This window comes from Pseudomonas sp. OE 28.3, from assembly GCF_014268205.2.
GTDB classification, from domain to species: Bacteria; Pseudomonadota; Gammaproteobacteria; order Pseudomonadales; family Pseudomonadaceae; genus Aquipseudomonas; species Aquipseudomonas edaphica.
The window spans coordinates 4,096,551-4,118,169 of the sequence record NZ_CP077082.1; the positions used below are offsets into that span (position 1 = coordinate 4,096,551).

Below are 21,619 nucleotides of genomic sequence, written 5' to 3' on the forward strand. Positions count from 1 at the left end.
TTATACCAAGTTGGAAACTATCGGCGAAGCCTGAGCATTACTATCTCCACCTTGAAAATCATTACTCCTTACTAGCGCATCGCATTGTTGCTGAGCCAGCTCGTGTGCCTTATCGGTAACTGCCTGCGCTTCTGACTCAGTTCCAGAAATAGGCTGGCCTTTATCATCTATCATACCACTTGCAACCGGTAATGGAGCACGATGAAAAACAGTAGAGTAATAATCAAGCATGCTTTTAATATAATTAATCGCAGGCATTGATCTTGCGTCAGCGCTTATCACTAAAGATTTTTCTCCCTCGCCTAAATTGAGCGTGAAAGGATGGGAGCTCTTCAGCGACTCATTCCTATGAGATACGATCCAAAAAAAACTTCCAATTAAGAGAAATACGATTGATCCGGCCAACGGAAGTATAAATGGCTTCTGACCCATGTATAACCAAACTGAAGCACCAAATGATATCGCGCTAAATGCTAACAGCAAAAAAATTGCTATCTGCCCACCCTTCGGGGATACGTCCACTGTCGCAGCCGCTTTAAGTTCCATCTTAACCCCCAATCGTCACAGTTCCATCTTCATTATGTACAGGCAAGTAGCTTGGATGATCAGACAAATCACCACGCATATTTAAGAACTTTACGACGTTCACGAGCTTGCCTTTCACCTCGATGATATTAGTATCGTCCAAGTAGCAATTCTTCAACTCAAAGTTAGGAGTTTCAATTATGAGTTTGCAGTTGTCGAAACGACATGAATCAAATACCCACCCATCTAACTTTATAACTTTCTGGTTATACCACAACCCTTTAACGGTAGGACTAGCAGGGACAAGTTGCGGTATCGGTGGGAGTGGTGGCGGCACTGAAAGGCCCGAAACGGGGGCAGCTTTCGATGCTTTAGTAGCCGCCATAAATTGCTCCCAGAGCTCCGCAGCATCATTTTTTTTCTCAGACATTTAATTTTTCTCCCAGTCCAGATGGAAATCTCCTGCGCGAAAATATACATGCAATGTGCCAGCACGCAATAAATATCCCGCGAGGCGATGCGCTTTCACGAACACTTTTTGGCGCGCCTTGTTTTTACACGTTTAAAAAGGCACTCCAATAGTTTTCGCCCCTCCCCCTTCAAAGTCAGCCGCTATAGCGGCAAGGAACCCGGCATGCCTGAAGAACACCAAATCGCTGAGCCCGTGCCGAGCCTGGCAACCGGTCACCGCCTCGACGCTGCTACCTGGGCCGACTTCGTGACCCGCCTGCGCTACGACTGCAACGGCGAACGTGTCAGAGATCACTGCACGGCTGCCGCCATCTTTATTGTCGAAGCGCGCCGCATCGTCTGCGGGCTCGACATGGACTACACCGAACAACGCATGGTTTATTGGGATAGCGGTGAATCAGCCGCCTACTCGATAAAAAAGTACTGGAGCGACCTTTCCAGCTACCAGAAAAGCCAGCTCAATAAAAAGATGCAGGATTGGTCTGAGTGCCAGTTCATGAAAGCCGACGAGTCGGATCAGTGGTATGTCCTTGGCGAGCTGGAAGATCATACCGTCACCGGATGGGATGAACGCTGGGAATATATCAACGCTCACCTCACCCATGCTGCAGCCGAAGCGTTCATCAAGCGCAAGAAGCACGACTACCGCGAAGGCATGCGCGTCTACGTCGAATCCCAGCACTACGCCTGGGAGTTCAACGCCATCAAAGAAGCGATCCTCGACGGCACGCTGACCTACACGCCGAAGCCTGTTGTGAATGCCCATGATCTGGTAGCGCGGGAGGATATATGAGCAGCGCGAGGAAACTCACACCTCTGAATAGCTACAAGCGCGCTCATAAGCTTTGATTTTCTTTTCTAGCCGCTCGATTTGCTGCAGCAGCAGAATGTTGATGCTGTCCTCTGCATCATTTAACCGATCCGACTCAAAAGACCTTTCTAGCCTCCCGACAATTTCATTGTTCATGCTTCGTCTGTCTGCCTTTGCTGTGGCTTTGATTTTCGCATGAAGGTGGCGTGGGAGGCGGACGATAAAAGCCTCAAGATTGTTAGGCATGTTGCGCTCTGCTAATTCAAAGAAGAAATATCATATGAATATCGCCAGACCGAAAACTGTAGGAGTTTTCTTAAAATGGAAATGATTTTTCCCTGACTGTCTGACTCCTCATCCTCAGATCACCCTCTGTTTAGCCCCCTAACCCCTCCCCTTTCAAAGTCAGCCGCTATAGCGGCAAGGACGAAGTCATGACCACAGAAAACCAAAGCGCTGAGTTCGAACTGAACGGTCCACAACCTGCACGCCCTGATCTGCGCTGCTACAGCGTCGGCGATCAAGACTGGGTAGCAGCAACCAGCGAAGACGAAGCCCGGCGTGTGCTGGCAGAGATGAACGGCGATGACCCTGCCGAATACGCAGACTGGGACGTCGAGCTGACCAGCGAAACTATGCTCGACCGGCAGTGGACTGATGAGGATCCGACGCACGCCGAATGCGGCTGTCTCCGCGACTGGCTGGCAGAAGCAACTGAGCCCACTTATCTGATGGGCACGGAGTGAATCCATGATCGCAGTCAAAGAACGCCCCATCCTGTTCTCGGCGCCGATGGTGCGCGCCATCCTAGAAGGCCGGAAGACAGTCACGCGCCGGCCAGTCAAAGGCGCCGCCTCGAAGTGGTTGATTGATTTCACCCCCGAGTTCGTGGCCGACAGAGCCAATGACCTTTGCCCGCATGGCCAGCCCGGCGATCGGCTGTGGATGCGTGAGACTTTCATCGATCTGCGCGGCACCGGTGTCAAGCATCGCCCAGACCCGGACGGCCCGCTCCAGCGCTACGCCTACGCTTCCGACCTGGGTCACACAGCGACGAGGCGAGGAAGGACTTCGGCCTGAAGTACAAACCCAGCATCCACATGCCTCGGGTTGCGTGCCGCATCCTGCTGGAGATCACCGCCGTGCGCGTCGAGCGGCTGCAGGACATCACCGAGGACCAGGCCAAGGCCGAGGGCGCATGCACTAGCGCAGTTGAGGCGTTCCAAGTCACCGGCGTGGATCGACCCGCCGGTTTCGCTTTCCGGGATCTCTGGACTTCGATCAACGGCACCGAGTCGTGGGAAACCAACCCGTGGGTCTGGGTGGTCGAGTTCAAGCGGGTGACACTATTATCTTAGTAGCCCCCTCTTACTCACAAACCAAACTCAAACCTCTTCCCTGCCCTAATGCTGCCGCTTGAACTCTTCTACAGGCATCTCTATCACGCGCATGCATGTTGTCGATGCTTGGATTGCCAGTTTTTTCCATATCGCGCATGGCGGGTCTGCCAGGGTGATTGAGCGCCTCTTGGCCTTCGATGCGCAATTCGCGTGGAGTAGCTTTTGCCTCTGGGGGCGATGCTGGTTTGGGCAACTCATTAATGGCATCACCAAAGCGCTGAAGCAACGGCCCTTGCGGTAGTTCCTCAGCTGCCACCAACGTTGATATGGCGACGGCCAACATTGCAACGATGTATCCCTTGAACACTGCAAACACCTCCTCATTGAGTAGCCTGACCAGATAGCCGAGCAATAAATAACTGCCCGCTCAGATGCTTAGGCTGCCTCAGCGCGACCGAATATCAAATTTTCGGCGAAACACTTCCGCGCTGTCACTTGCTGAACTGTTATCGAAATGTAACCCCACTACATGCCTGCCGGTGAGCGGCAAGGTGCCTGCTCAGTATCTGAAAAGTGAATTGGGGAGTCGAAGATTCAAATACTGAGCAGGCAACCAGAGACTACTCCGCAACTTCACAAACAATACGATCCGCCACATTTGTTCAGAGTTAACAAATTCTAGCCTCCAAGAATCAGAGGTTTTCTCGAACAACGCCTCCTTCTGCTACGGATGCAATTCTGAATAGAACCAAAGGTCGCCAGCTACCGGCAACACAACTTCTGCCGCCCAGCGCGGCAAGGACACCACTATGGAAATTCAAAGCGAAACCCTTGCCGAGGAAGAGATCGCGGCAATCACCGGTTACATGATCCCGTCAGGCCAGATCGCCTGGCTCAATCGAAACGGCTGGAAGTATTTGCTGACCCGCGCGCGCCGACCGGTAGTAGGCCGCGTCTACGCCCGCATGAAACTGGCAGGCGTAAAACCATCAGCAGAGAATGTCGCGGCCGAAGCCTGGTCACTGGATCTGTCAAAAGTAGGATAAATCGATGCGAGCAAAAAAGGCGGCAAACAGGGACCTGCCGCCGCGAATGATTCGGCGTGTGCGCACGCTGAAAGGCGGTAAAGAGTGGGTTGGGTATTACTACGACGGGAGGAATGAGGACGGGAAGCGGGTGGAAATCCCGCTCGGGGGTGATTTGGATATAGCCAAAGCTGAGTGGGCAAAGCTCGATTGCAAGCCAGTCCCGAAGAAGAATGCTCTCCTGGGCCAGGTATTCGACCGCTACGAGCGAGAGATCATCCCCGGCAAAGCGCCGAAGACGCAGAGCGATAACTTGCTCAGCCTAAAGCAGCTGCGCAAAGCCTTCAGCGATGCGCCCATTGACGCGGTGACACCGCAGATCATCGCGCAGTACCGAGACGGCCGCACAGCGAAGGTACGCGCCAACCGGGAAATATCGTTGCTGTCACACATTTACAACATCGCGCGCGAGTGGGGTCTCACCGAAAACAACCCTGCCGCCGGCGTGCGCAAGAACAAAGAAGCGCCTCGCGACTTTTATGCAACCGAAGAAATTTGGAGCGCTGTCTACGCGGTCGCGGCGTCGGAGCTACGTGATGCAATGGACCTGGCCTATTTAACCGGCCAGCGCCCAGCGGACGTGCTATCGATGAGGGAGGCTGATGCAGTGAACGAGTTCCTGCAGGTTGCCCAAGGCAAGACATCCAAAAAACTGCGCATACGCCTGACCGCTTCTGGGGTGCTAAACGATCTCGGCGCGCTGGTAGAGCGGCTCATCGAGCAGCGCCGAACACGCAGTGTCCGAAACCCATACCTGATCATCACCGAAGATGGCCGGCAGGTTACCAAGCACATGCTTCGCCTTCGCTTCGACGACGCACGCGACAAGGCTATCGCAACCGCCAAAGAGAAAGGCGACGGGGTGTTGGCGGCCAGCATTCGCCAATTCCAATTCCGTGATATTCGCCCGAAAGCGGCAAGCGAGATCCTCGACCTGGGTGATGCAAGCCGACTGTTAGGACACACGGACAAGCGGATAACCGAAACAGTTTATCGACGTGTCGGAGAGATCGTGAAGCCAACTCGGTGACCGCAATTTGCAACGAGTTGCGGAAACTGCCTGAAATGATGCGGAAACGATCAGCCTCTAAGCTGATGACTAGACCAAACACCAGAAACGCAAAAGCCCCGCTTTCGCGGGGCTTTCGTGTAAATCTTGGCGGGAAACCAGGGATTCGAACCCTGGAGACGCTATTAACGTCCGCCGGTTTTCAAGACCGGTGCATTCAACCACTCTGCCAATTTCCCTTTTGCTTCACAGGATTATGATAGCCCATCCCGTGTCAGCGGGCGCCATAATACCCGAATGAAACACACTGTCAAACTCTTGCCATGGCTTGTTACAGAGCGTCTGTTATGATCCTTGCGACTGAATGTTTCAAAACTGAAGGAGTGTCGCCATGCGCGAACAGAATTACGCACTGAATGGTAACGCGCAGGCTGAGCAGCTTGAAGTCAGCCGCGTGTTGCGCAACACCTACGGCTTGCTCGCCCTTACCCTCGCGTTCAGCGGCGTAATGGCGTATGTGGCGCAGCAGATGCGCGTCGGCTACCCGAATATCTTTGTCGTGCTGATTGGTTTCTATGGTCTGTTCTTCCTGACCAACAAACTGCGTGACTCGGCCTGGGGCCTGGTGTCGGCGTTTGCCCTGACCGGTTTCATGGGCTTTATCCTTGGCCCGATCCTCAACCGTTACCTCGGCATGGCCGGCGGCGCGGAAGTGGTCAGCTCGGCATTTGCCATGACGGCCCTGGTGTTTGGTGGTCTGTCGGCCTACGTGCTGATCAGCCGTAAGGACATGAGCTTCCTGGGTGGCTTCATTACCGCAGGCTTCTTCGTGTTGCTGGCGGCAGTGGTTGCCGGCATGTTCTTCCAGATCAGCGGCTTGCAGCTGGCGATCAGCGCGGGTTTTGTGCTGTTCTCCTCCGTGTGCATCCTGTTCCAGACCAGCGCCATCATCCACGGCGGTGAGCGTAACTACATCATGGCGACCATCAGCCTGTATGTGTCGATCTACAACCTGTTCATTAGCCTGCTGCAGATCTTCGGCATCATGAGCCGCGATGACTGATTGCTAGCGCAATAAAAAATGCCCCGTATCGAAAGATACGGGGCATTTTTGTTTTCACGGGATTGCAAACGCTCAGTACTGGTTAGGTTCCATTTCCAGATCGACCTTGAAACGCTCAGCAATATCACGCTGGATGCGCAGTGCCAGGTTGGCAATATCATGCCCAGTGGCCGCGCCATAGTTGACCAGCACCAGCGCCTGCAGTTTATGCACGCCGGCATCGCCGTCGCGAAAGCCTTTCCAGCCGGCTTTATCGATCAACCAGCCAGCGGCGAGCTTCATCTGCCCATCGGCCTGCGGGTATGCCACCAGATCCGGATACTGCGCCTTCAGCTCAGCCGCCAACACATGGGACACCAGTGGGTTTTTGAAGAAACTGCCGGCATTGCCCAGTTCTGCCGGGTCGGGCAGTTTTTCACGGCGGATGCTGCAAATGGCACGGCTGACATCACTCGGCGTCGCCTCAGTGATGCCCTGCCCGGCCAGGCGCTGCTGCACCGGGCCGTAGTCGAGCTTGAGGTGCCTGGCGCGGCTCAGGGCGAAACGCACCCGCAGGATCAGCCAGCGCCCGGTTTCGTGCTTGAACAGGCTGTCACGGTAGGCGAAGTTGCATTCTTGCAGGCTGAAGTCGCGCAGCTCGCCGGTGTGGCGATCCAGGGCGGTGAGGCCGGCAAACACGTCCTTGATCTCCACACCGTAGGCGCCGATGTTCTGCATCGGCGCAGCACCGACGGTGCCTGGGATGAGGCTGAGGTTCTCGAGGCCGCAGAAGCCGTGTTCCAAGGTCCACACTACAAACGGGTGCCAGGCTTCGCCCGCTTCGGCTTCGACCACCACGTTTACACCGTCGTCCTGCAGCACCCGAACGCCCTGGGTGGCCATGCGCAACACCAACGCCTGGATATCCTGGGTCAACAGCAGGTTGCTGCCACCGCCGATCACCAACAGTGGTAATGACTGCGCCGTTGCATAGGCCAGGGCTTCACGCACATCGGCGTCGCTGCGGGCCTCGGCAAACCACTGGGCGCGCACGTCGATGCCGAAGCTGTTGAATGGCTTGAGCGATACCTGCGCAAGCACTTGCAAGGTCATAACCGCCCCTTCAATTCGATCACCAATAAATCACAGGCCCGCTCGATCAGGTCCAGTACCCGTTCGAAGCCTTGCTCGCCTTCATAGTAAGGGTCTGGCACCTCGTCCACCTCGGCGTCATAGCGGCGCAGGAACAAGTCCAGCTCGGCTTTACCTTGGCCAGGATGCAACGCCTTGAGGTTGCGCAGATTGCTGTGATCCATGGCCAGGATCAGGTCATATCGAGCAAAGTCTGCACGGGAAACCTGCTGGGCACGCTGGGCCGACAAGTCGTAACCGCGCACCAGCGCCGCGCGCTGGCTGCGCTGGTCCGGCGGGTTGCCGATGTGCCATTCACCCGTGCCGGCAGACGCCACTTCAACCTGGCCGGCCAGCCCCGCTTCGCGCAATTTATGGCGCAGCACACCTTCGGCGGTGGGCGAGCGGCAGATATTACCCAGGCAGACGAACAGAACCTCCATCAGGCCCCCAGCAGGCGACGGACGCGCTCAAGGTCTTCCTGGGTGTCGACACCGGCTGGCGGCGCTTCCAGCGCATCGCCCACGTGGATACGCACACCGTGCCACAGGGCACGCAGCTGTTCCAGGGACTCGGTGTTTTCCAGCCAGCACGGCCCCCAGCTGACGAAGTCATGCAGGAAACCGGCGCGGTAGGCATAAATGCCAATATGGCGACGGTACGGTACGCCCTGGGGCAATACGTCGGGCTGTTTGGCAAACGCATCCCGCGCCCAAGGCAGGGTCGAGCGACTGAAGGTCAGCGCAAGGCCATTGATATCGCTGACCACTTTGACCACGTTCGGGTTGAACAGGGTGTCGATGTCTTCGATCGGTTCGGCCAGGGTCGCCATACGCGCCTCGCCGTGCGCGGCCAGGTTGGCGGCGACCTGATCGATCACGCACGGCGGGATCAAGGGTTCGTCACCCTGCACATTGACCACGATCGCGTCGGGCGCCAACCCCAACTGCGTGGCGACTTCGGCCAGGCGGTCGGTGCCGGAATTGTGGTCTTCACGGGTCAGCACCGCTTCAGCACCGAAACCTTTGCAGGCTTCGATAATGCGCGGGTCATCGGTGGCAACCACCACGCGTTCGGCGCTGCTTTTGCAGGCCTGTTCCCACACCAGCTGGATCATCGGCTTGTTGCCGATCAATTGCAGCGGCTTGCCCGGCAGGCGCGTGGAGGCGTAGCGCGAAGGAATGACAACGGTAAAGGCGGTGGTCATTTATCCAGGCGCTCATCGGTGGTCAGGGTACGGGCTTCGCTTTCCAGCATTACCGGAATGCCATCACGGATCGGATAAGCCAGGCCGGCGCCCTTGCTGATCAACTCGGTTTTATCGGCGCTGAGCTTGAGCGGGCCTTTGCAGATCGGGCAAGCGAGGATGTCGAGCAGTTTGGTGTCCATGAGTATTTCCTGGAAAAAGCGGTTTAAGGCAAAAGTCGGGCGGGCAGCAGGCGCATCAATTGCGTGTCGAACCAGGCCACAAACGCCGGTGACGGCAATGCATCCACTGCAAGGTACCACCAGTCGGGCTGGGCAAAGGCGCGGCACTTCACCGCGTCTTTTTCGGTCATCACCAACGGCAATGACGGTGTGAAATTCAACACCTCTGCGCTGTACGGCGCATGGTCGGCAAATGCATGGGGAATCGGCTGCCAGTGTAGCGTTTCGAGGGTATTGAAGAAACGTTGCGGGTTACCGATACCCGCGACGGCATGGACCCGCTGGCCGGCGGCAAAGTGCTCCACCGATTGGCGCTCACCGGTTTTCAAGTTGATCAGCGCCGTGGGTTGCAGGCGAAAGGCAAACCCATCCTCGCGATCGGCTCCGGCGCCGTTGTACAACAGCGCATCCACGCTATGCAGGCGCTCCACCGGTTCGCGCAAAGGCCCGGCCGGCAGGCAACGGCGGTTGCCCAGGCCACGGGCGGCGTCGATCAGCACCAGTTCCAGGTCGCGGGCCAGGCGGTAATGCTGCAGGCCATCGTCGGAGAGGATCAGGTCAAGGGGTTCACTGGCCAGCAAGGCTTTGACGGCTCGGCTGCGGTCTGGATCGATCATCAGGGGTACGCCGCAGCGCTGAACGATCAGCAACGGCTCATCGCCCGCTACTTCGGCGCTATGGCTGGCCTCGACCCGCCACGGCAACTGCGGCGGCTTGGCACCATAGCCGCGGCTGACCACGCCGACCCGCAGGCCGCTGCGCCGGCAGTGTTCGATCAGCCACAGGATCAACGGCGTCTTGCCGGTGCCGCCGACGGTGATATTGCCCACCACCACCACAGGCACCGGCGGTTGGTAAATCTCACCCTCGCCCGCCAGGAAGCGCGCGCGTTTGCGCTGTACAACGTGACGGTAAATAGATTCCAGCGGCCGCAGCAGTACGAGTGCCGGATGGCCCTCGTACCACGCCTTGAGCAAACGATCGGACATAGCCATCAGGGCGGGCTCGCCGCCTCGACGGTGGTCATGCGCAGGTGGCTGAAGCCCAGCTTGCCGGCGGCGTCCATGGCGGTGATCACGGCTTGGTGCTGGGTTTTGCCGTCAGCGCTGATGGAAAGCGGCATATTGGTATCGCCGCCGGACTCTTTCTGCAGGGCATCCATCAGGCTGGCAAGGTCATTTTTTTCGAGCAATTGGTTATTTACCGAAAACACCCCGTCGGCGCTGATGGCAATGTCCAGCTGCTTAATTTCCTGGTCTTCGGCCGGTGAGCCACTCACTGCTTCGGGTAAATCAACGCGCAGTTGGGTTTCGCGGGTGAAGGTGGTAGTCACGACAAAAAACAGCAGCAGGATAAAGACCACGTCGATCAGCGACGCCAGGTTGATATCAACATTCTCCCGTTGCTTGCGGCGAAATTTCACGCTCGACCCTCAACGAAATCGACATCACGATCGCCCTGCACCACTTCCACCAGCTTGATGGCTTCCTGCTCCATGCCGACCACCAGTTCATCGATGCGACGCTGCAGGAAGCGGTGGAAAAACACCGACGGAATACCGACCATCAGGCCGGCTGCCGTGGTGATCAAGGCCTTGGAAATACCACCGGCCAAGACGGCAGCGTTGGTGGTCATGCCTGAACCCATGAACGAGCTGAAAATGTCGATCATGCCCAGCACCGTGCCCAGCAAACCAAGCAACGGCGCCATGGCTGCGATGGTGCCGAGCGCATTGATATAGCGCTCCATTTCGTGGATGACGCGGGCAGCGGCCTCTTCGATGCATTCTTTCATGATCTCGCGACCATGTTTGGAATTGGCGAGGCCCGCTGCGAGGATTTCACCCAACGGCGAGTTGGCGCGTAACTCCTTGAGTTTTTCTTTATCCAGCTGTTTGTTCTTGATCCAGCCCCACACCTGCCCCAGCAGATGCTCGGGGGTTATGCGACTGGCGCGCAGGGTCCACAAACGTTCGGCAACGATGCCGAGTGCGGCGATGGAGCTCAAGATAATCGGCAACATCATCCAGCCGCCGGATTTGACCAATTCCCACACAGTGAATGTCCCCTAGAAAAAGTGCGCCACTTTACCATATAGGTTCACCGGCGTGGTTCGCAGGCGCCAGGCCCGCCTGTCGCAGGCCCAGGTGTTTGGTAAGCCTGTATTACGGTAACGCTTCGCGCCAGAATCGCCGTTGACTGCGCGCAACAACCGGTGCTCTAAAACTGCCCAGTTGCACACGCACGGCACCTTGCTCGGCGCTGTCGTAGACCCGGCTGCCCAGCGCCTGGTAACGCGCCATCACCTGCGGATGGGGATGCCCGAATGCGTTGCCACGGCCGCGGGAAATCAGCACCGACTTGGGCGCAAGCCGCTGTAAAAACGCCCAGGACGAGGAACTGCGACTGCCATGGTGCGGCGCTTGCAGCCAATCGGTCGGCACCGCCAAGGGCGAAGCGAGAAAGGCTGTTTCAGCCGCCTCATCAATATCACCCGTCAGTAGCAACCGCTCGCCACGGGCCTGTACCTGCAAGACGCAGGATTTCGGATTGCTGCTGGTGGCGCCAGGCCATCGCCACAACTCGAATGACACGCCATCCCACTCCCAGCGCTCGCCATTGTTACAGGGCTGGGCGGCGAGAAAAGCCGGCAGCCCTTCGGTCTCTCCGCCGATAACCCTTCCGACGGGCAGCACACGGGCAACCGCTGCGGCACCGCCGGCATGGTCAGCGTGAGCGTGGCTGATCACCATCGCGTCCAACGCCGCCACCCCACCCTTTTGCAGGGATGGCAGCACCACGCGCGCGCCCAGGTCAACCACCCCCGAGCGCGGGCCTGCGTCGTAGAGCATGGCGTGATGGCGCGTGCGCAGGATCACCGCCTGCCCCTGGCCGACATCCAATTGCACCACCTCCACCTGCCCGTACGGCACCAATGGTTTAGGGGCAAAGACGGCCAACAGCAGCATCGGCCAGCCCAGCAGCCGCAATGGCACGCCTTTGGGCAAGAGCAAGAGCACCGCGCCCGTGACGCTGATCAACCAATAACCCAACTGCACGTCGGCGGGCACCCACGCTGCGCGCAGCCCGGCCAGCAGCGCCAAGCCTGTGAACAGGCCATCCAACGCGCCACCGGCCAGCCACAACAAGCCCTCTCCCACCCACGGTACCGCCAACAGTACAGTGCCCAGCAGTGCCAACGGCAGCACCACCAGGCTGATCCACGGCACGGCAAACAGATTGGCCACCGGCGCACTGAGGCTGATGGGCAACCCCAGCACCAGCAGCACCGGAAACAAACCGATGGCGATCAACCATTGGGGACGGGTCCAGGCCTGCCAGACGCTCCACGCGCCCAAACGCCCGCTGAACGCCAGCACCAGCACGGCCACGGCGGCAAACGACAACCAGAACCCCGGCTGCAAACTGGCCAGCGGCTCCAGCACCAGCACGGCATTGAACGCCAGTAATAACGGCCACCACACACCCAAGCGGCGAAACCGCAAACGCCACAGCAGCACCAACCCGACCATCACGCAGGCCCGCTGCACCGGCACACCGAACCCCGCCAGCAGGCCATACCCCAGCGCGGCAGTAAATGCCAGGCCGCAGGCCCACGGCAGCCAGGGCAAGGCGCGGGGCCAGCAACCGTAGCGCGCCAGCCCGGCCACCAGCGCGTAGATCAAACCGGCCAGCAAGCCAATGTGCTGGCCGGAAATCACCAGCAGGTGCACCGTGCCGGTGTCCTGCAACACCCGCCAATCCTCGGTTGCCAGCCCCGAGCCGTCGCCCAGCACCAAGGCTGCCAGCCCCGCCTCGCGGCCCTGAGCATCCACCGCCAGCAGGCGCTGGCGGACGCTGTCACGCCAGGCATGGCGAGCCGGCGCCAGGCGTTGGCCATCTTTCACCGAGCCGGTGGCACCGATGCGCTGGGCCAGCAGCCAGGCCTCGTAGTCAAACCCCTGGAAATTGAGCAGGCCCGCCGGCCGCTTGAGCGTGACCGCCAGACGCCAGCGCTCGCCGCTGTTAACCTGCGGGCCGCCATGCCAGGACAGCCGGATACGCTTGGGCAGCCGGCCCTTGCGTGACCGGCTGTCGGTCAGTTCGAAGCGCACGCCGGTGCTGGTGTTTTGCGGCAACCCGATGACGCGCCCCTCAACCCAGCGAGTCTGACCGTCCAGAGCCGGCCTTAATCGGTCGTCCAACGCCCATTGCGCGCTCATGCACGCCCAGCTCACGCCCAACAGCAAAAACGCCAGCGGATAGGTACGAAACGGCAGCAACATCAAGGCCACTACCAACATGGCCAGCAGCCACGCGGTGGCGGGCAATGCGGGTAAAAATCGCAGCGACAACAAGCCCATTCCGAACGCGAACATCCCTGTTCTCATGAATCATCCTTTTCCAGTGATCCACTAGTCTTAGTCGGATACCCCGCGCGGCCTCTGATGTTTTGTCACAAAGTCTGAATTTTCTGTTTATAGAATGCGGGCATACTTGCCCCTCGAACTGACCTGGACCCCTTATGCCCCGGCGCTTATTCAAACGGTACATGCCCGACCCCACGAGTATCCGGGAACACAAGTCCTTACGATTTCTCGGCACGTTGTTGCATGACCCCAACCTCTGGCACCTGAACCGCCATTCCGTCGCCCGCGCCATGGCAGTGGGCCTGTTCGCGGCGTTTATCCCGATTCCGTTGCAGATGTTATTGGCGGCGGTGCTAGCGATCGCTGTGCGCGGGAATATGCCGATTGCCGTGAGCCTGGTGTGGCTGACCAACCCGATCACCATGCCGGTGGTGTTCTTCTGCACCTACCTGACCGGCGCCTGGCTGATGAACACGCCGCCGCGCAGCCTGCCCGACAACCTGACCTGGGAGTGGATCAGCAGCCAACTGGGCACACTGTGGCAGCCGTTCCTGTTGGGTTCCGTGGTGTGCGGGCTGGTGCTGGCCGCGCTGGCCTATTGCCTGACGATGGGCTACTGGCGCTGGTGGGTCGCGCATCAGTGGAAGAAGCGCAAACAACGACGCACCTGACAGCTAGCGCGCTGGCAGCCGCAGGTGCACGCACAAACCTTGCGCGCTGTTCTGCGCCCACAACGTCCCACCCTGGCGCTGTACCGCATTGCGGGCGATGCTCAAGCCCAGACCAAAACCGCCATCACCCGGCCGTGAGCCTTCGAGGCGGGTGAACGGCGCAAAGATACGTTCCAAGTCCTGCTCATCAATACCGCCGCCCTGGTCTTGCAGCCAGATATGCCAATCATCGCCCTCGCGACAGCCGTCCAGCGTCACCTGCCCCTGAGCGGGGGAATGTCGGATGGCATTGCGCAGGATATTTTCCAGGGCCTGGGCCAGCGCATTCAGGTTGCCGAGCACCCAGCAGTCGACGGGCAACAGACACGGCAAACGCGCTGCTGGCCAGTCACTTTCATAACAAGCGTTTTCCCGCAGCATGTCCCACAAGGCCGGAAGCTGGATGGCTTCCTCGGGTAACCGCGTTCGCTCGCTGTCCAGCCAGGCCAGTTGCAGGCTGTCTTCCACCAGGCGCTGCATGGCGTCAATCTCCCGGCCCAGGCGCTCGCGCAACTGCGCCAGATCCTGCTCACTGTCACAGGCCACGCGCAAACGGCTCAACGGCGTGCGCAGCTCATGGGACATGTCCCGCAATAACTGTTGCTGCAACTCCACCGTGCCCTGCAAACGCTCGGACATGTGGTCAAAGGCGCGGCCCAACTCACCCAATTCATCCTGGCGGCTGGTGGCCTCGCGGGACATGCGCGTATTCAATTGATCGGCGCGCCAGGCGTTGGCCTGCTCGCGCAACTGGTTCAGCGGCATGATCAGCAGCCGATAAAGCCCCACGCACAGCAGCAAGGTAAACAGGCCGGGAATCACGCCGTTGGTCACCACGCGCCAGAACACCTGATAGCGCCCCGGCATAAAGCGCTTGGGTAATTCGATTACCAGCGAGCCGGCGCCAGGGTTGACCGGGAATGGGATTTTCACCCAGGGCAGGCCTTTGACGTGTCGGCTGACCGGCCACTCCAGCCCGCGCAGAAAAGTCAGGCGCTGGCTTTCCTTGTCGCTCAGCGGCAGGCTGCTCAGCGACTGCAAGTCGTGGCCGATCACCCCGATCCAGGTCGATTCGCGCGTGGCCATCAGCTGCAACCAGGCGTCCACGCCAGCACTGCCCTGGGTACTCCAGGCCAATTCCGCGCCCGCGGCATAGCCGCGCAAAATCTCGCGGGACTCCTCGGCCACATAGGCGTTCTGCTCTTCCATATAGCGGCCCCAGGACCAACTGAGCCAGATCATCAGCAAACAGAAGGCGATCAGCAGGCAGGCGAGCTTCCAGAATAACGAGTGCCGGCCGGGCAGCCGCTCAAAGCCCTTCATCATGGCCGCTCAGTACATAACCCTTGCCCCACACCGTGCGCACTTCGCGCTCGCTGTAGCCGATGGCCTTGAGCTTGCGGCGAATCTGGCTGATATGCATGTCCAGGCTGCGATCGTGAGGCGCGTAACCGCGCTGCAACACATGCTGGTAAAGGAAGGCTTTGCTGAGCACTTCATCGGCGCTACGGTGCAAGGTCTCGAGCAAGCGATACTCGCTGCGCGTCAGCCCGGCCCAGTGTTCTTGAAAGAACACGTCGTACAGTTCATCGTCAAAACGCAGGCTGCGGGCATCGTCATGCGCCGGTAAACGCAGCGGCAACGGCCGCCGGTCCAGGGCCACGCGGCGCAGGATGGCTTCGATGCGTACACGCAGTTCAACCATGCTGAACGGCTTGGGCAGGTAGTCGTCCGCACCCAGGCGAAAACCGCTGATGCGATCGGCCTCGGCGCCCAGCGCAGACATGAGGATCACCGGCGTCGCATGGTGCTGGCGCAAATGGGTAAGAATCGACAAACCGTCCATGCCCGGCAGCAGGATGTCCATCAACACCACGTCGAACGCCTGGTCACGTGCCATCTGCAGGCCCTGTTGGCCGTTCTGGCACCAGGTGACCTGGAAGCCACAGCAGCCCAGTTGCTCATGCACATAGGCGCCCAATACAGGGTCGTCTTCGATTGCCAGGATACTGGGTAGGCCAACTGCGGGATTCATTAGCGTCTGCAAGTCATTCTCAATCGCTGATTATTCAAGATTAAACGGTGACAGGCAATCGCCACCCGGCTGCCAATGGTTCGAAGATTGCGCTCGGCGATTGACGTCGGAGATTGACGTCGATCATTAATTTGCGAGGTTCCACACCGCGCAAATGGCTACACTGCGCAGGTGGCGTGGGCCGGATGCCCGCGCAGATAAACGAAAACAGTGTGGTAGCAGGAGAGTGGCGTGCTTAGAAGAATGGGGATAAAAGGCCGCGTACTGTTGCTGACCTTATTACCGACCAGCCTGATGGCCCTGTTGTTGGGGGGCTATTTCACCTGGATGCAGCTGTCGGAGTTGCAGACCCAATTGCTGCAACGCGGCGAAATGATCGCCGAGCAATTGGCGCCGCTGGTGGCCCCGGCGTTGAGCAGCAAGAACACCGACCTGCTTGAACGCATCGCCACCCAGTCGCTGGAGCAACCGGACGTGCGCGCGGTGTCGTTCCTGGCACCGGACCGCTCGTCCCTGGCCCACGCCGGCCCGACCATGCTTAACCTCGCGCCGGTCGGCAACAGTTCGCACCTGCTGCAGCGCAGTGGCAATGACGCCACGCGCTACCTGCTGCCGGTGTTCGGTCGCCATCGCAACCTCGCGGGCGAATTGATCCCCGATGAAGCCGATCGCCTGCTGGGTTGGGTCGAAGTGGAGCTGTCGCACAATGGCATGTTGCTGCGCGGTTATCGCAGCCTGTTTGCCAGCCTGCTGCTGATCGCCATCGGCCTGATCTGCACGGCCGCCCTGGCGTTGCGCATCAGCCGCACGATCAACTCGCCCATCGGCCAGATCAAGCAAGCTGTGGCCCAACTCAAGGACGGCAACCTCGAAACCCGCCTGCCACCGTTGGGCAGCCAGGAGTTGGACCAATTGGCCTCGGGCATCAACCGCATGGCCGAAACCCTGCAAAATGCCCAGGAAGAACTGCAACACAGTATCGATCAGGCCACCGAAGATGTGCGTCAGAACCTGGAAACCATCGAGATCCAGAACATCGAGCTGGACCTGGCGCGCAAGGAGGCCCTGGAGGCCAGCCGGATCAAGTCGGAGTTCCTCGCCAACATGAGCCATGAAATCCGCACGCCGCTCAACGGCATCCTGGGTTTCACTCATCTGCTGCAAAAAAGCGAGCTGTCGCCGCGTCAGCTGGATTACCTGGGCACCATCGAAAAATCCGCCGACAACCTGCTGGGTATCATCAACGAGATCCTCGACTTCTCGAAAATCGAAGCCGGCAAGCTGGTGCTCGACAGTGTGCCCTTCAACCTGCGCGACTTGCTGCAAGACACCCTCACCATCCTTGCCCCCGCCGCCCATGCCAAACAGCTTGAGCTGGTCAGCCTGGTGTACCGCGACACGCCGCTGGCGCTGGTGGGCGACCCGTTGCGCCTCAAGCAGATCCTCACCAACCTGATCAGCAACGCGATCAAGTTCACCCGCGAAGGCACTATCGTTGCCCGCGCGATGGTCGAAGACGAACAGGAAGACAGCGTGCAACTGCGCATCAGTGTGCAAGACACCGGCATCGGCCTGTCGAACCAGGACGTGCGTGCGTTGTTCCAGGCCTTCAGCCAGGCCGACAACTCGCTGTCGCGCCAACCCGGCGGCACCGGCCTGGGCCTGGTGATTTCCAAGCGGCTGATCGAGCAAATGGGCGGTGAGATCGGCGTCGACAGCACACCGGGCGAAGGCTCGGAGTTCTGGATCAGCCTGAGCCTGCCCAAAACCCGCGACGACGCCGAAGACCTGCCCTCCCCGCCGCTGCTCGGCCGTCGTGTGGCCGTGCTGGAAAACCACGAGCTCGCGCGCCAGGCGTTGCAGCACCAACTGGAAGATTGCGGCCTGCAAGTCACACCGTTCAATACCCTGGAAAACCTGACCAACGGCATCACCAGCGCACACCAGACTGAACAGGCAATCGACCTGGCAGTGCTCGGTGTCACCGCCAATGACATTCCGCCCGAACGCCTCAACCAGCATCTATGGGACCTGGAACACCTGGGCTGCAAGGTGCTGGTGCTGTGCCCGACCACCGAACAGATGTTGTTCAACCAGTCAGTGCCCAACCCCAACAGCCAGTTGCAGGCCAAACCTGCGTGTACGCGCAAACTGCGCCGTGCACTGGCCGATTTGATCAGCCCGCGCCCATTGCGCAGCGAACCCGGCGAACCGCTCTCCAGCCGAGCGCCGCGCGTACTCTGCGTGGACGACAACCCGGCCAACCTGTTGCTGGTGCAAACGTTGCTCGAAGACATGGGCGCCAAGGTGCACGCGGTCGAAAGCGGTTATGCGGCCATTGACGCGGTGAAGCAGGAAACCTTCGACCTGGTGCTGATGGACGTACAAATGCCCGGCATGGACGGGCGCCAAAGCACCGAGGCGATCCGCCAATGGGAAAGCGAACGCCACGGTACGCCGCTGCCGGTGGTCGCCCTCACCGCCCACGCCATGGCCAACGAAAAACGCGCGCTGCTGCAAAGCGGTATGGACGATTACCTGACCAAACCCATCAGCGAGCGGCAGTTGGCCCAAGTAGTGTTGAAGTGGACCGGCCTGGCCCTGCGCAATCAAGGGCCGGAGCGCGCGACTGACGGCTTGGCACCCGGCGTGCAACTGCTGGTACTGGATCATGAGGAAGGCCTGCGCCTGGCGGCCAACAAGGCCGACCTGGCCGCCGACATGCTCGCCATGCTGCTGGCCTCGCTGGAAGCCGATCGCCTGGCGATCACCGCCGCCCGTGAAGCCAAAGACAACAATGCGCTGATCGAACGCGTGCATCGCCTGCATGGCGCCACCCGCTACTGCGGCGTGCCTCAATTGCGCGCCGCCTGCCAGCGCGCGGAAACCTTGCTCAAGCAAGACGACGCCAAGGCCATCGCCGCGCTGGATGAACTGGACATGGCGATTGCGCGGTTGGCCAGTGAGGCACGGGTCAGCGCCTGAGGCTTCTCCAGGCCTGTGTTGAGCCAGCTTGTGTGGGAGCTGGCTTGCCTGCGATGGCATCAACTGGGTGTACCTGATGTACCGAGTTGCCTGCATCGCAGGCAAGCCAGCTCCCACAAAAAGCCCGGTGCCCACATCGGCCTACCTAAAACTCAGTGACTGCAGGGAGCATTTTTAATGCGCGTCATTCTTTTCAGCAGCCAGACCTACGACCGCGACAGCTTTCTCGGCGAGCCGCTGCCGGCAGGTGTCGAGCTGCAATTCCAACCGGCCCGCCTGAACCTCGACACCGTGGCCCTGGCCGAACACCACGAAGTGGTCTGCGCCTTTATCAACGATGACCTCAGCGCACCAGTGCTGGAACACCTGGCCGCCGGCGGCACGCGCCTGATTGCCCTGCGCTCGGCCGGTTACAACCATGTCGACCTGGCCGCCGCCCAGCGCCTGGGCCTGAGTATTGTGCGCGTACCGGCCTACTCGCCCCACGCGGTGGCAGAGCATGCGGTTGCGCTGATCCTGGCCCTCAACCGCCGCTTGCACCGCGCCTATAACCGCACCCGCGATGGCGATTTCAGCCTGCACGGGCTCACCGGGTTCGATTTGGTCGGCAAAACCGTCGGCGTGGTCGGCACCGGGCAGATCGGCGCCACCTTTGCCAAGATCATGGCCGGGTTCGGCTGCCAGTTACTCGCCTACGACCCATTCCCCAATCCGCAGGTCCAGGCCCTTGGCGCCCGCTATGTAAACCTGCCAGAGCTATTGGCCCAGGCACAGATCATCAGCCTGCACTGCCCACTGACCGCCGACAGCAAACACCTGATCAACGCACGTTCCCTGGCACAGATGCAGCCTGGCGCCATGCTGATCAACACCGGACGCGGTGGCCTGGTGGACACGCCAGCCTTGATCGAGGCCCTCAAGAACGGCCAACTCGGCTACCTGGGCCTGGATGTGTATGAGGAAGAGGCCCAGTTGTTTTTCGAGGATCGCTCCGACCTGCCGCTGCAGGACGACGTACTCGCACGCCTGCTGACCTTTCCCAACGTGATCATCACTGCCCACCAGGCATTCCTGACCCGTGAAGCCCTGGCGGCAATCGCAGCCACCACGCTGGCCAACATTGCCGCGTGGGCCGATGGCCAGCCGCAGAACCTTGTGCAAGGTTGATCAGCGGTCATATACCAGGCTCATGATAGGCCGGCACCCGTGATAGGATGCCGCGCCTATTTGGAGGATCCATGGCCGAACACGATTTCCGCTTCAGCTTGCTGAGCCCGCAACACACCCTGATCGAATGCCGCGCCCTGGTGCCGGGCCGTTACCAGGTCACCGGCAACGGTGGTTCGATCAAGCATGGCGACGTCTTGATCGTCACCCTGCGCGGCAGTAAAACCCTGTCGATGCGCCTGACCGTCGAAGGTGACGCGCGCTATTCCATTCGCCCGGCGGGCCAGTGGGTCGCCATGGCCCAGGGGCCGAAATTCGGCGAGCTGGAAATTCACACCTGGAAGGTCAACTGCGACAGCTGCGACAGCCTGCTGGAGTTTGAATTCGCCGTGGAAACCAAGCTGGCCAAAGAGCCGCTGCAACCGGCCGCCAATGCGCGCATCAAGGAACTGGGCTGGGCCAGCGAAGGCGACAAGCACCGCTGCCCGAAATGCCAGCAGGCTGCGCAATGAAAGGCGTGCTGCTCGCCGCCCTCGGTGTGGCCCTGACGGGCTGTGCCGGTGACGCGGTAAAGCTGCAGCAAGACCACAGCTACGTGGTGGAGTGGATTGGCGAACGGCCGTTGATGGATTACGCGCACCTGACCGTCACCCTCGGCGCCGATGGCCGCGCCTACGGCAATGGCGGCTGCAACCACTGGTTTGCGCCGTACACCGTCGAAGGCCGGACGCTCAGTTTCGGCAAGATCGGCAGCACCCGCAAACTCTGCGCCGAAGCCTTGATGGAGCAGGAGCACCGCTTCTTCCAGGCCCTGCAAGGTGTGCAGCGCTGGGATATCTCACCGATCGAGCAAACCCGGTTCTGGCCGGCTGAAGGCAAGCCGATTCGACTGTGGCTGGAAGAAGGCTGATCCAAAGTCAGACTGGATCGGCTTTTCTGTGGGAGCTGGCTTGCCTGCGATAGCATCACCGCGGTGTACCTGATACACCGCGCCAACCGCATCGCAGGCAAGCCAGCTCCCACAGATTTAACCACGCAGGGCTTTGAGCTTGGCCAACACGCCTTCTGCCGTCTGCTCACCCATCAGCTGTTCACGCACCTTGCCTTTGTCATCAATGATGTAAGTCACCGGCAGCGCCTCGCTGCGTGGAATATCGAAAATCTCTTCCGGGTTCTGCGCCAGCACCGTGAACTTGATCCCCAGCTTCTCGCTGGCGGCCTTGAGTTCTTCACCCTGTACGTTGTCGAAATTGACCCCGAACACCCCCACGTTCTGGCCTTTCAACTGTTCGGCCAAGGTGTTCAGTTCCGGAATTTCCGTGCGGCACGGGCCACACCATTCGGCCCAGTAATTGACCACCACCCATTGTTTGTCCAGGCGTTCGGCCGCCACTTTCTTGCCATATTGGTCAACGCCGTAATCGTTACCGCAGCCGCTGAGCAGCAGGGTTGTGATGATCGCCAATGCACCGATCAGTCGCCTAGTCATGGGGAAATCCTTCGCAAAAAAT

Annotated in this window: 25 protein-coding genes, 1 tRNA gene and 1 pseudogene; 11 read left to right on the top strand and 16 right to left on the bottom strand. The window is 59.7% G+C overall.

Annotated features, from left to right (window positions below; translation table 11 throughout):
* Positions 1 to 546, bottom strand: a complete 546-nt coding sequence (locus tag HU759_RS18235; protein WP_186617673.1) for a hypothetical protein — start codon at positions 544 to 546, stop codon at positions 1 to 3.
* Between the two features lies 1 nt (position 547).
* On the bottom strand, positions 548 to 955 hold the full coding sequence (locus HU759_RS18240) for a hypothetical protein (RefSeq protein WP_186617675.1): 408 nt from the start codon (positions 953 to 955) through the stop codon (positions 548 to 550).
* A 204-nt stretch (positions 956 to 1,159) separates the two neighbouring features.
* On the opposite strand from HU759_RS18240, the gene HU759_RS18245 reads away from it, so the two are divergent.
* Positions 1,160 to 1,789 carry a hypothetical protein gene (locus tag HU759_RS18245; RefSeq protein WP_186617677.1) on the top strand — a complete coding sequence of 210 codons (630 nt, stop codon included), beginning with the start codon at positions 1,160 to 1,162 and terminating at the stop codon, positions 1,787 to 1,789.
* A gap of 15 nt (positions 1,790 to 1,804) precedes the next feature.
* Here HU759_RS18245 and HU759_RS18250 read toward each other — a convergent pair whose 3' ends face one another.
* Complete coding sequence (locus HU759_RS18250; protein ID WP_186617679.1) at positions 1,805 to 2,053, bottom strand: Arc family DNA-binding protein; 249 nt, start codon at positions 2,051 to 2,053, stop codon at positions 1,805 to 1,807.
* Positions 2,054 to 2,241: 188 nt separating this feature from the next.
* On the opposite strand from HU759_RS18250, the gene HU759_RS18255 reads away from it, so the two are divergent.
* Both HU759_RS18255 and HU759_RS18260 read left to right on the top strand, forming a co-directional pair.
* Entirely contained in the window at positions 2,242 to 2,553 is a 312-nt protein-coding gene (locus HU759_RS18255; protein WP_186617680.1) for a hypothetical protein, read from the top strand.
* A gap of 4 nt (positions 2,554 to 2,557) precedes the next feature.
* A pseudogene (locus HU759_RS18260) lies at positions 2,558 to 3,165 on the top strand (hypothetical protein).
* Between the two features lie 10 nt (positions 3,166 to 3,175).
* Here HU759_RS18260 and HU759_RS18265 read toward each other — a convergent pair.
* Complete coding sequence (locus HU759_RS18265; protein ID WP_186617681.1) at positions 3,176 to 3,559, bottom strand: hypothetical protein; 384 nt, start codon at positions 3,557 to 3,559, stop codon at positions 3,176 to 3,178.
* Between the two features lie 397 nt (positions 3,560 to 3,956).
* Between HU759_RS18265 and HU759_RS18270 the strand changes: the two genes are divergently transcribed.
* Positions 3,957 to 4,193, top strand: coding sequence for a DUF4224 domain-containing protein (locus tag HU759_RS18270; protein WP_186617682.1), 237 nt, complete (start codon positions 3,957 to 3,959; stop codon positions 4,191 to 4,193).
* Positions 4,194 to 4,197: 4 nt separating this feature from the next.
* Positions 4,198 to 5,262 (top strand): tyrosine-type recombinase/integrase, encoded by a 1,065-nt coding sequence (locus HU759_RS18275; RefSeq protein WP_186617683.1) that lies wholly within the window; start codon positions 4,198 to 4,200, stop codon positions 5,260 to 5,262.
* A 127-nt stretch (positions 5,263 to 5,389) separates the two neighbouring features.
* Here the strand turns inward: HU759_RS18275 and HU759_RS18280 are convergent.
* Positions 5,390 to 5,480: transfer RNA gene (locus HU759_RS18280), tRNA-Ser, on the bottom strand.
* Between the two features lie 152 nt (positions 5,481 to 5,632).
* On the opposite strand from HU759_RS18280, the gene HU759_RS18285 reads away from it, so the two are divergent.
* Complete coding sequence (locus tag HU759_RS18285; protein ID WP_058419884.1) at positions 5,633 to 6,304, top strand: Bax inhibitor-1/YccA family protein; 672 nt, start codon at positions 5,633 to 5,635, stop codon at positions 6,302 to 6,304.
* Positions 6,305 to 6,376: 72 nt separating this feature from the next.
* On the opposite strand, the gene murB is transcribed toward HU759_RS18285, so the two are convergent.
* The 8 genes from murB to HU759_RS18325 all read right to left on the bottom strand — a co-directional run bounded on the left by murB (position 6,377) and on the right by HU759_RS18325 (position 13,232).
* Complete coding sequence (gene murB, locus HU759_RS18290; protein ID WP_017136560.1) at positions 6,377 to 7,396, bottom strand: UDP-N-acetylmuramate dehydrogenase; 1,020 nt, start codon at positions 7,394 to 7,396, stop codon at positions 6,377 to 6,379.
* Complete coding sequence (locus tag HU759_RS18295) at positions 7,393 to 7,857, bottom strand: low molecular weight protein-tyrosine-phosphatase (protein ID WP_017136561.1); 465 nt, start codon at positions 7,855 to 7,857, stop codon at positions 7,393 to 7,395. The genes murB and HU759_RS18295 overlap by 4 nt, the downstream gene beginning before the upstream one ends.
* Positions 7,857 to 8,621, bottom strand: a complete 765-nt coding sequence (kdsB, locus tag HU759_RS18300; protein WP_017136562.1) for a 3-deoxy-manno-octulosonate cytidylyltransferase — start codon at positions 8,619 to 8,621, stop codon at positions 7,857 to 7,859. The genes HU759_RS18295 and kdsB overlap by 1 nt, the downstream gene beginning before the upstream one ends.
* Positions 8,618 to 8,803, bottom strand: coding sequence for a Trm112 family protein (locus tag HU759_RS18305; RefSeq protein ID WP_003174668.1), 186 nt, complete (start codon positions 8,801 to 8,803; stop codon positions 8,618 to 8,620). The genes kdsB and HU759_RS18305 overlap by 4 nt, the downstream gene beginning before the upstream one ends.
* Positions 8,804 to 8,826: 23 nt before the next feature.
* Positions 8,827 to 9,837, bottom strand: coding sequence for a tetraacyldisaccharide 4'-kinase (lpxK, locus tag HU759_RS18310; protein ID WP_017136563.1), 1,011 nt, complete (start codon positions 9,835 to 9,837; stop codon positions 8,827 to 8,829).
* On the bottom strand, positions 9,837 to 10,265 hold the full coding sequence (locus tag HU759_RS18315) for a biopolymer transporter ExbD (protein ID WP_017136564.1): 429 nt from the start codon (positions 10,263 to 10,265) through the stop codon (positions 9,837 to 9,839). The genes lpxK and HU759_RS18315 overlap by 1 nt, the downstream gene beginning before the upstream one ends.
* A complete protein-coding gene (locus HU759_RS18320; RefSeq protein WP_016969293.1) occupies positions 10,262 to 10,897 on the bottom strand; it encodes a MotA/TolQ/ExbB proton channel family protein in 636 nt (211 codons plus the stop codon). The genes HU759_RS18315 and HU759_RS18320 overlap by 4 nt, the downstream gene beginning before the upstream one ends.
* A gap of 109 nt (positions 10,898 to 11,006) precedes the next feature.
* Positions 11,007 to 13,232, bottom strand: coding sequence for a DNA internalization-related competence protein ComEC/Rec2 (locus HU759_RS18325; protein ID WP_186617684.1), 2,226 nt, complete (start codon positions 13,230 to 13,232; stop codon positions 11,007 to 11,009).
* Positions 13,233 to 13,366: 134 nt separating this feature from the next.
* Here HU759_RS18325 and HU759_RS18330 point away from each other — a divergent pair, with 134 nt between their 5' ends.
* Complete coding sequence (locus HU759_RS18330; RefSeq protein WP_017136567.1) at positions 13,367 to 13,882, top strand: DUF2062 domain-containing protein; 516 nt, start codon at positions 13,367 to 13,369, stop codon at positions 13,880 to 13,882.
* Between the two features lie 3 nt (positions 13,883 to 13,885).
* Here the strand turns inward: HU759_RS18330 and HU759_RS18335 are convergent, their stop codons facing one another.
* Together HU759_RS18335 and HU759_RS18340 are read right to left on the bottom strand one after the other, a co-directional pair.
* Positions 13,886 to 15,244 carry a sensor histidine kinase gene (locus HU759_RS18335; RefSeq protein WP_186617704.1) on the bottom strand — a complete coding sequence of 453 codons (1,359 nt, stop codon included), beginning with the start codon at positions 15,242 to 15,244 and terminating at the stop codon, positions 13,886 to 13,888.
* Positions 15,231 to 15,956, bottom strand: coding sequence for a response regulator transcription factor (locus HU759_RS18340; RefSeq protein WP_186617686.1), 726 nt, complete (start codon positions 15,954 to 15,956; stop codon positions 15,231 to 15,233). The genes HU759_RS18335 and HU759_RS18340 overlap by 14 nt, the downstream gene beginning before the upstream one ends.
* A gap of 231 nt (positions 15,957 to 16,187) precedes the next feature.
* Between HU759_RS18340 and HU759_RS18345 the strand changes: the two genes are divergently transcribed.
* The 4 genes from HU759_RS18345 to HU759_RS18360 all read left to right on the top strand — a co-directional run bounded on the left by HU759_RS18345 (position 16,188) and on the right by HU759_RS18360 (position 21,018).
* Positions 16,188 to 18,941 (top strand): response regulator, encoded by a 2,754-nt coding sequence (locus HU759_RS18345; protein WP_186617687.1) that lies wholly within the window; start codon positions 16,188 to 16,190, stop codon positions 18,939 to 18,941.
* A gap of 177 nt (positions 18,942 to 19,118) precedes the next feature.
* Positions 19,119 to 20,108: a 2-hydroxyacid dehydrogenase gene (locus HU759_RS18350; RefSeq protein ID WP_017136571.1), complete on the top strand. Its 990-nt coding sequence runs from the start codon at positions 19,119 to 19,121 to the stop codon at positions 20,106 to 20,108.
* A 71-nt stretch (positions 20,109 to 20,179) separates the two neighbouring features.
* Entirely contained in the window at positions 20,180 to 20,620 is a 441-nt protein-coding gene (locus tag HU759_RS18355) for a hypothetical protein (RefSeq protein ID WP_017136572.1), read from the top strand.
* Entirely contained in the window at positions 20,617 to 21,018 is a 402-nt protein-coding gene (locus HU759_RS18360) for an META domain-containing protein (RefSeq protein WP_017136573.1), read from the top strand. The genes HU759_RS18355 and HU759_RS18360 overlap by 4 nt, the downstream gene beginning before the upstream one ends.
* Positions 21,019 to 21,135: 117 nt before the next feature.
* On the opposite strand, the gene HU759_RS18365 is transcribed toward HU759_RS18360, so the two are convergent.
* Positions 21,136 to 21,597 (bottom strand): TlpA disulfide reductase family protein, encoded by a 462-nt coding sequence (locus HU759_RS18365; RefSeq protein WP_017136574.1) that lies wholly within the window; start codon positions 21,595 to 21,597, stop codon positions 21,136 to 21,138.
* Positions 21,598 to 21,619: the final 22 nt, after the last annotated feature.

Bases quoted from the DNA above. Each gene is read 5' to 3' on its own strand.
- HU759_RS18235 (WP_186617673.1), bottom strand. From the start codon at position 546: ATGGAACTTAAAGCGGCTGCGACAGTGGACGTATCCCCGAAGGGTGGG.
- HU759_RS18240 (WP_186617675.1), bottom strand. From the start codon at position 955: ATGTCTGAGAAAAAAAATGATGCTGCGGAGCTCTGGGAGCAATTTATG.
- HU759_RS18245 (WP_186617677.1), top strand. From the start codon at position 1,160: ATGCCTGAAGAACACCAAATCGCTGAGCCCGTGCCGAGCCTGGCAACC.
- HU759_RS18250 (WP_186617679.1), bottom strand. From the start codon at position 2,053: ATGCCTAACAATCTTGAGGCTTTTATCGTCCGCCTCCCACGCCACCTT.
- HU759_RS18255 (WP_186617680.1), top strand. From the start codon at position 2,242: ATGACCACAGAAAACCAAAGCGCTGAGTTCGAACTGAACGGTCCACAA.
- HU759_RS18270 (WP_186617682.1), top strand. From the start codon at position 3,957: ATGGAAATTCAAAGCGAAACCCTTGCCGAGGAAGAGATCGCGGCAATC.
- HU759_RS18275 (WP_186617683.1), top strand. From the start codon at position 4,198: ATGCGAGCAAAAAAGGCGGCAAACAGGGACCTGCCGCCGCGAATGATT.
- HU759_RS18285 (WP_058419884.1), top strand. From the start codon at position 5,633: ATGCGCGAACAGAATTACGCACTGAATGGTAACGCGCAGGCTGAGCAG.
- murB (WP_017136560.1), bottom strand. From the start codon at position 7,396: ATGACCTTGCAAGTGCTTGCGCAGGTATCGCTCAAGCCATTCAACAGC.
- HU759_RS18295 (WP_017136561.1), bottom strand. From the start codon at position 7,857: ATGGAGGTTCTGTTCGTCTGCCTGGGTAATATCTGCCGCTCGCCCACC.
- kdsB (WP_017136562.1), bottom strand. From the start codon at position 8,621: ATGACCACCGCCTTTACCGTTGTCATTCCTTCGCGCTACGCCTCCACG.
- HU759_RS18305 (WP_003174668.1), bottom strand. From the start codon at position 8,803: ATGGACACCAAACTGCTCGACATCCTCGCTTGCCCGATCTGCAAAGGC.
- lpxK (WP_017136563.1), bottom strand. From the start codon at position 9,837: ATGGCTATGTCCGATCGTTTGCTCAAGGCGTGGTACGAGGGCCATCCG.
- HU759_RS18325 (WP_186617684.1), bottom strand. From the start codon at position 13,232: ATGAGAACAGGGATGTTCGCGTTCGGAATGGGCTTGTTGTCGCTGCGA.
- HU759_RS18330 (WP_017136567.1), top strand. From the start codon at position 13,367: ATGCCCCGGCGCTTATTCAAACGGTACATGCCCGACCCCACGAGTATC.
- HU759_RS18335 (WP_186617704.1), bottom strand. From the start codon at position 15,244: ATGAAGGGCTTTGAGCGGCTGCCCGGCCGGCACTCGTTATTCTGGAAG.
- HU759_RS18340 (WP_186617686.1), bottom strand. From the start codon at position 15,956: ATGAATCCCGCAGTTGGCCTACCCAGTATCCTGGCAATCGAAGACGAC.
- HU759_RS18350 (WP_017136571.1), top strand. From the start codon at position 19,119: ATGCGCGTCATTCTTTTCAGCAGCCAGACCTACGACCGCGACAGCTTT.
- HU759_RS18355 (WP_017136572.1), top strand. From the start codon at position 20,180: ATGGCCGAACACGATTTCCGCTTCAGCTTGCTGAGCCCGCAACACACC.
- HU759_RS18360 (WP_017136573.1), top strand. From the start codon at position 20,617: ATGAAAGGCGTGCTGCTCGCCGCCCTCGGTGTGGCCCTGACGGGCTGT.
- HU759_RS18365 (WP_017136574.1), bottom strand. From the start codon at position 21,597: ATGACTAGGCGACTGATCGGTGCATTGGCGATCATCACAACCCTGCTG.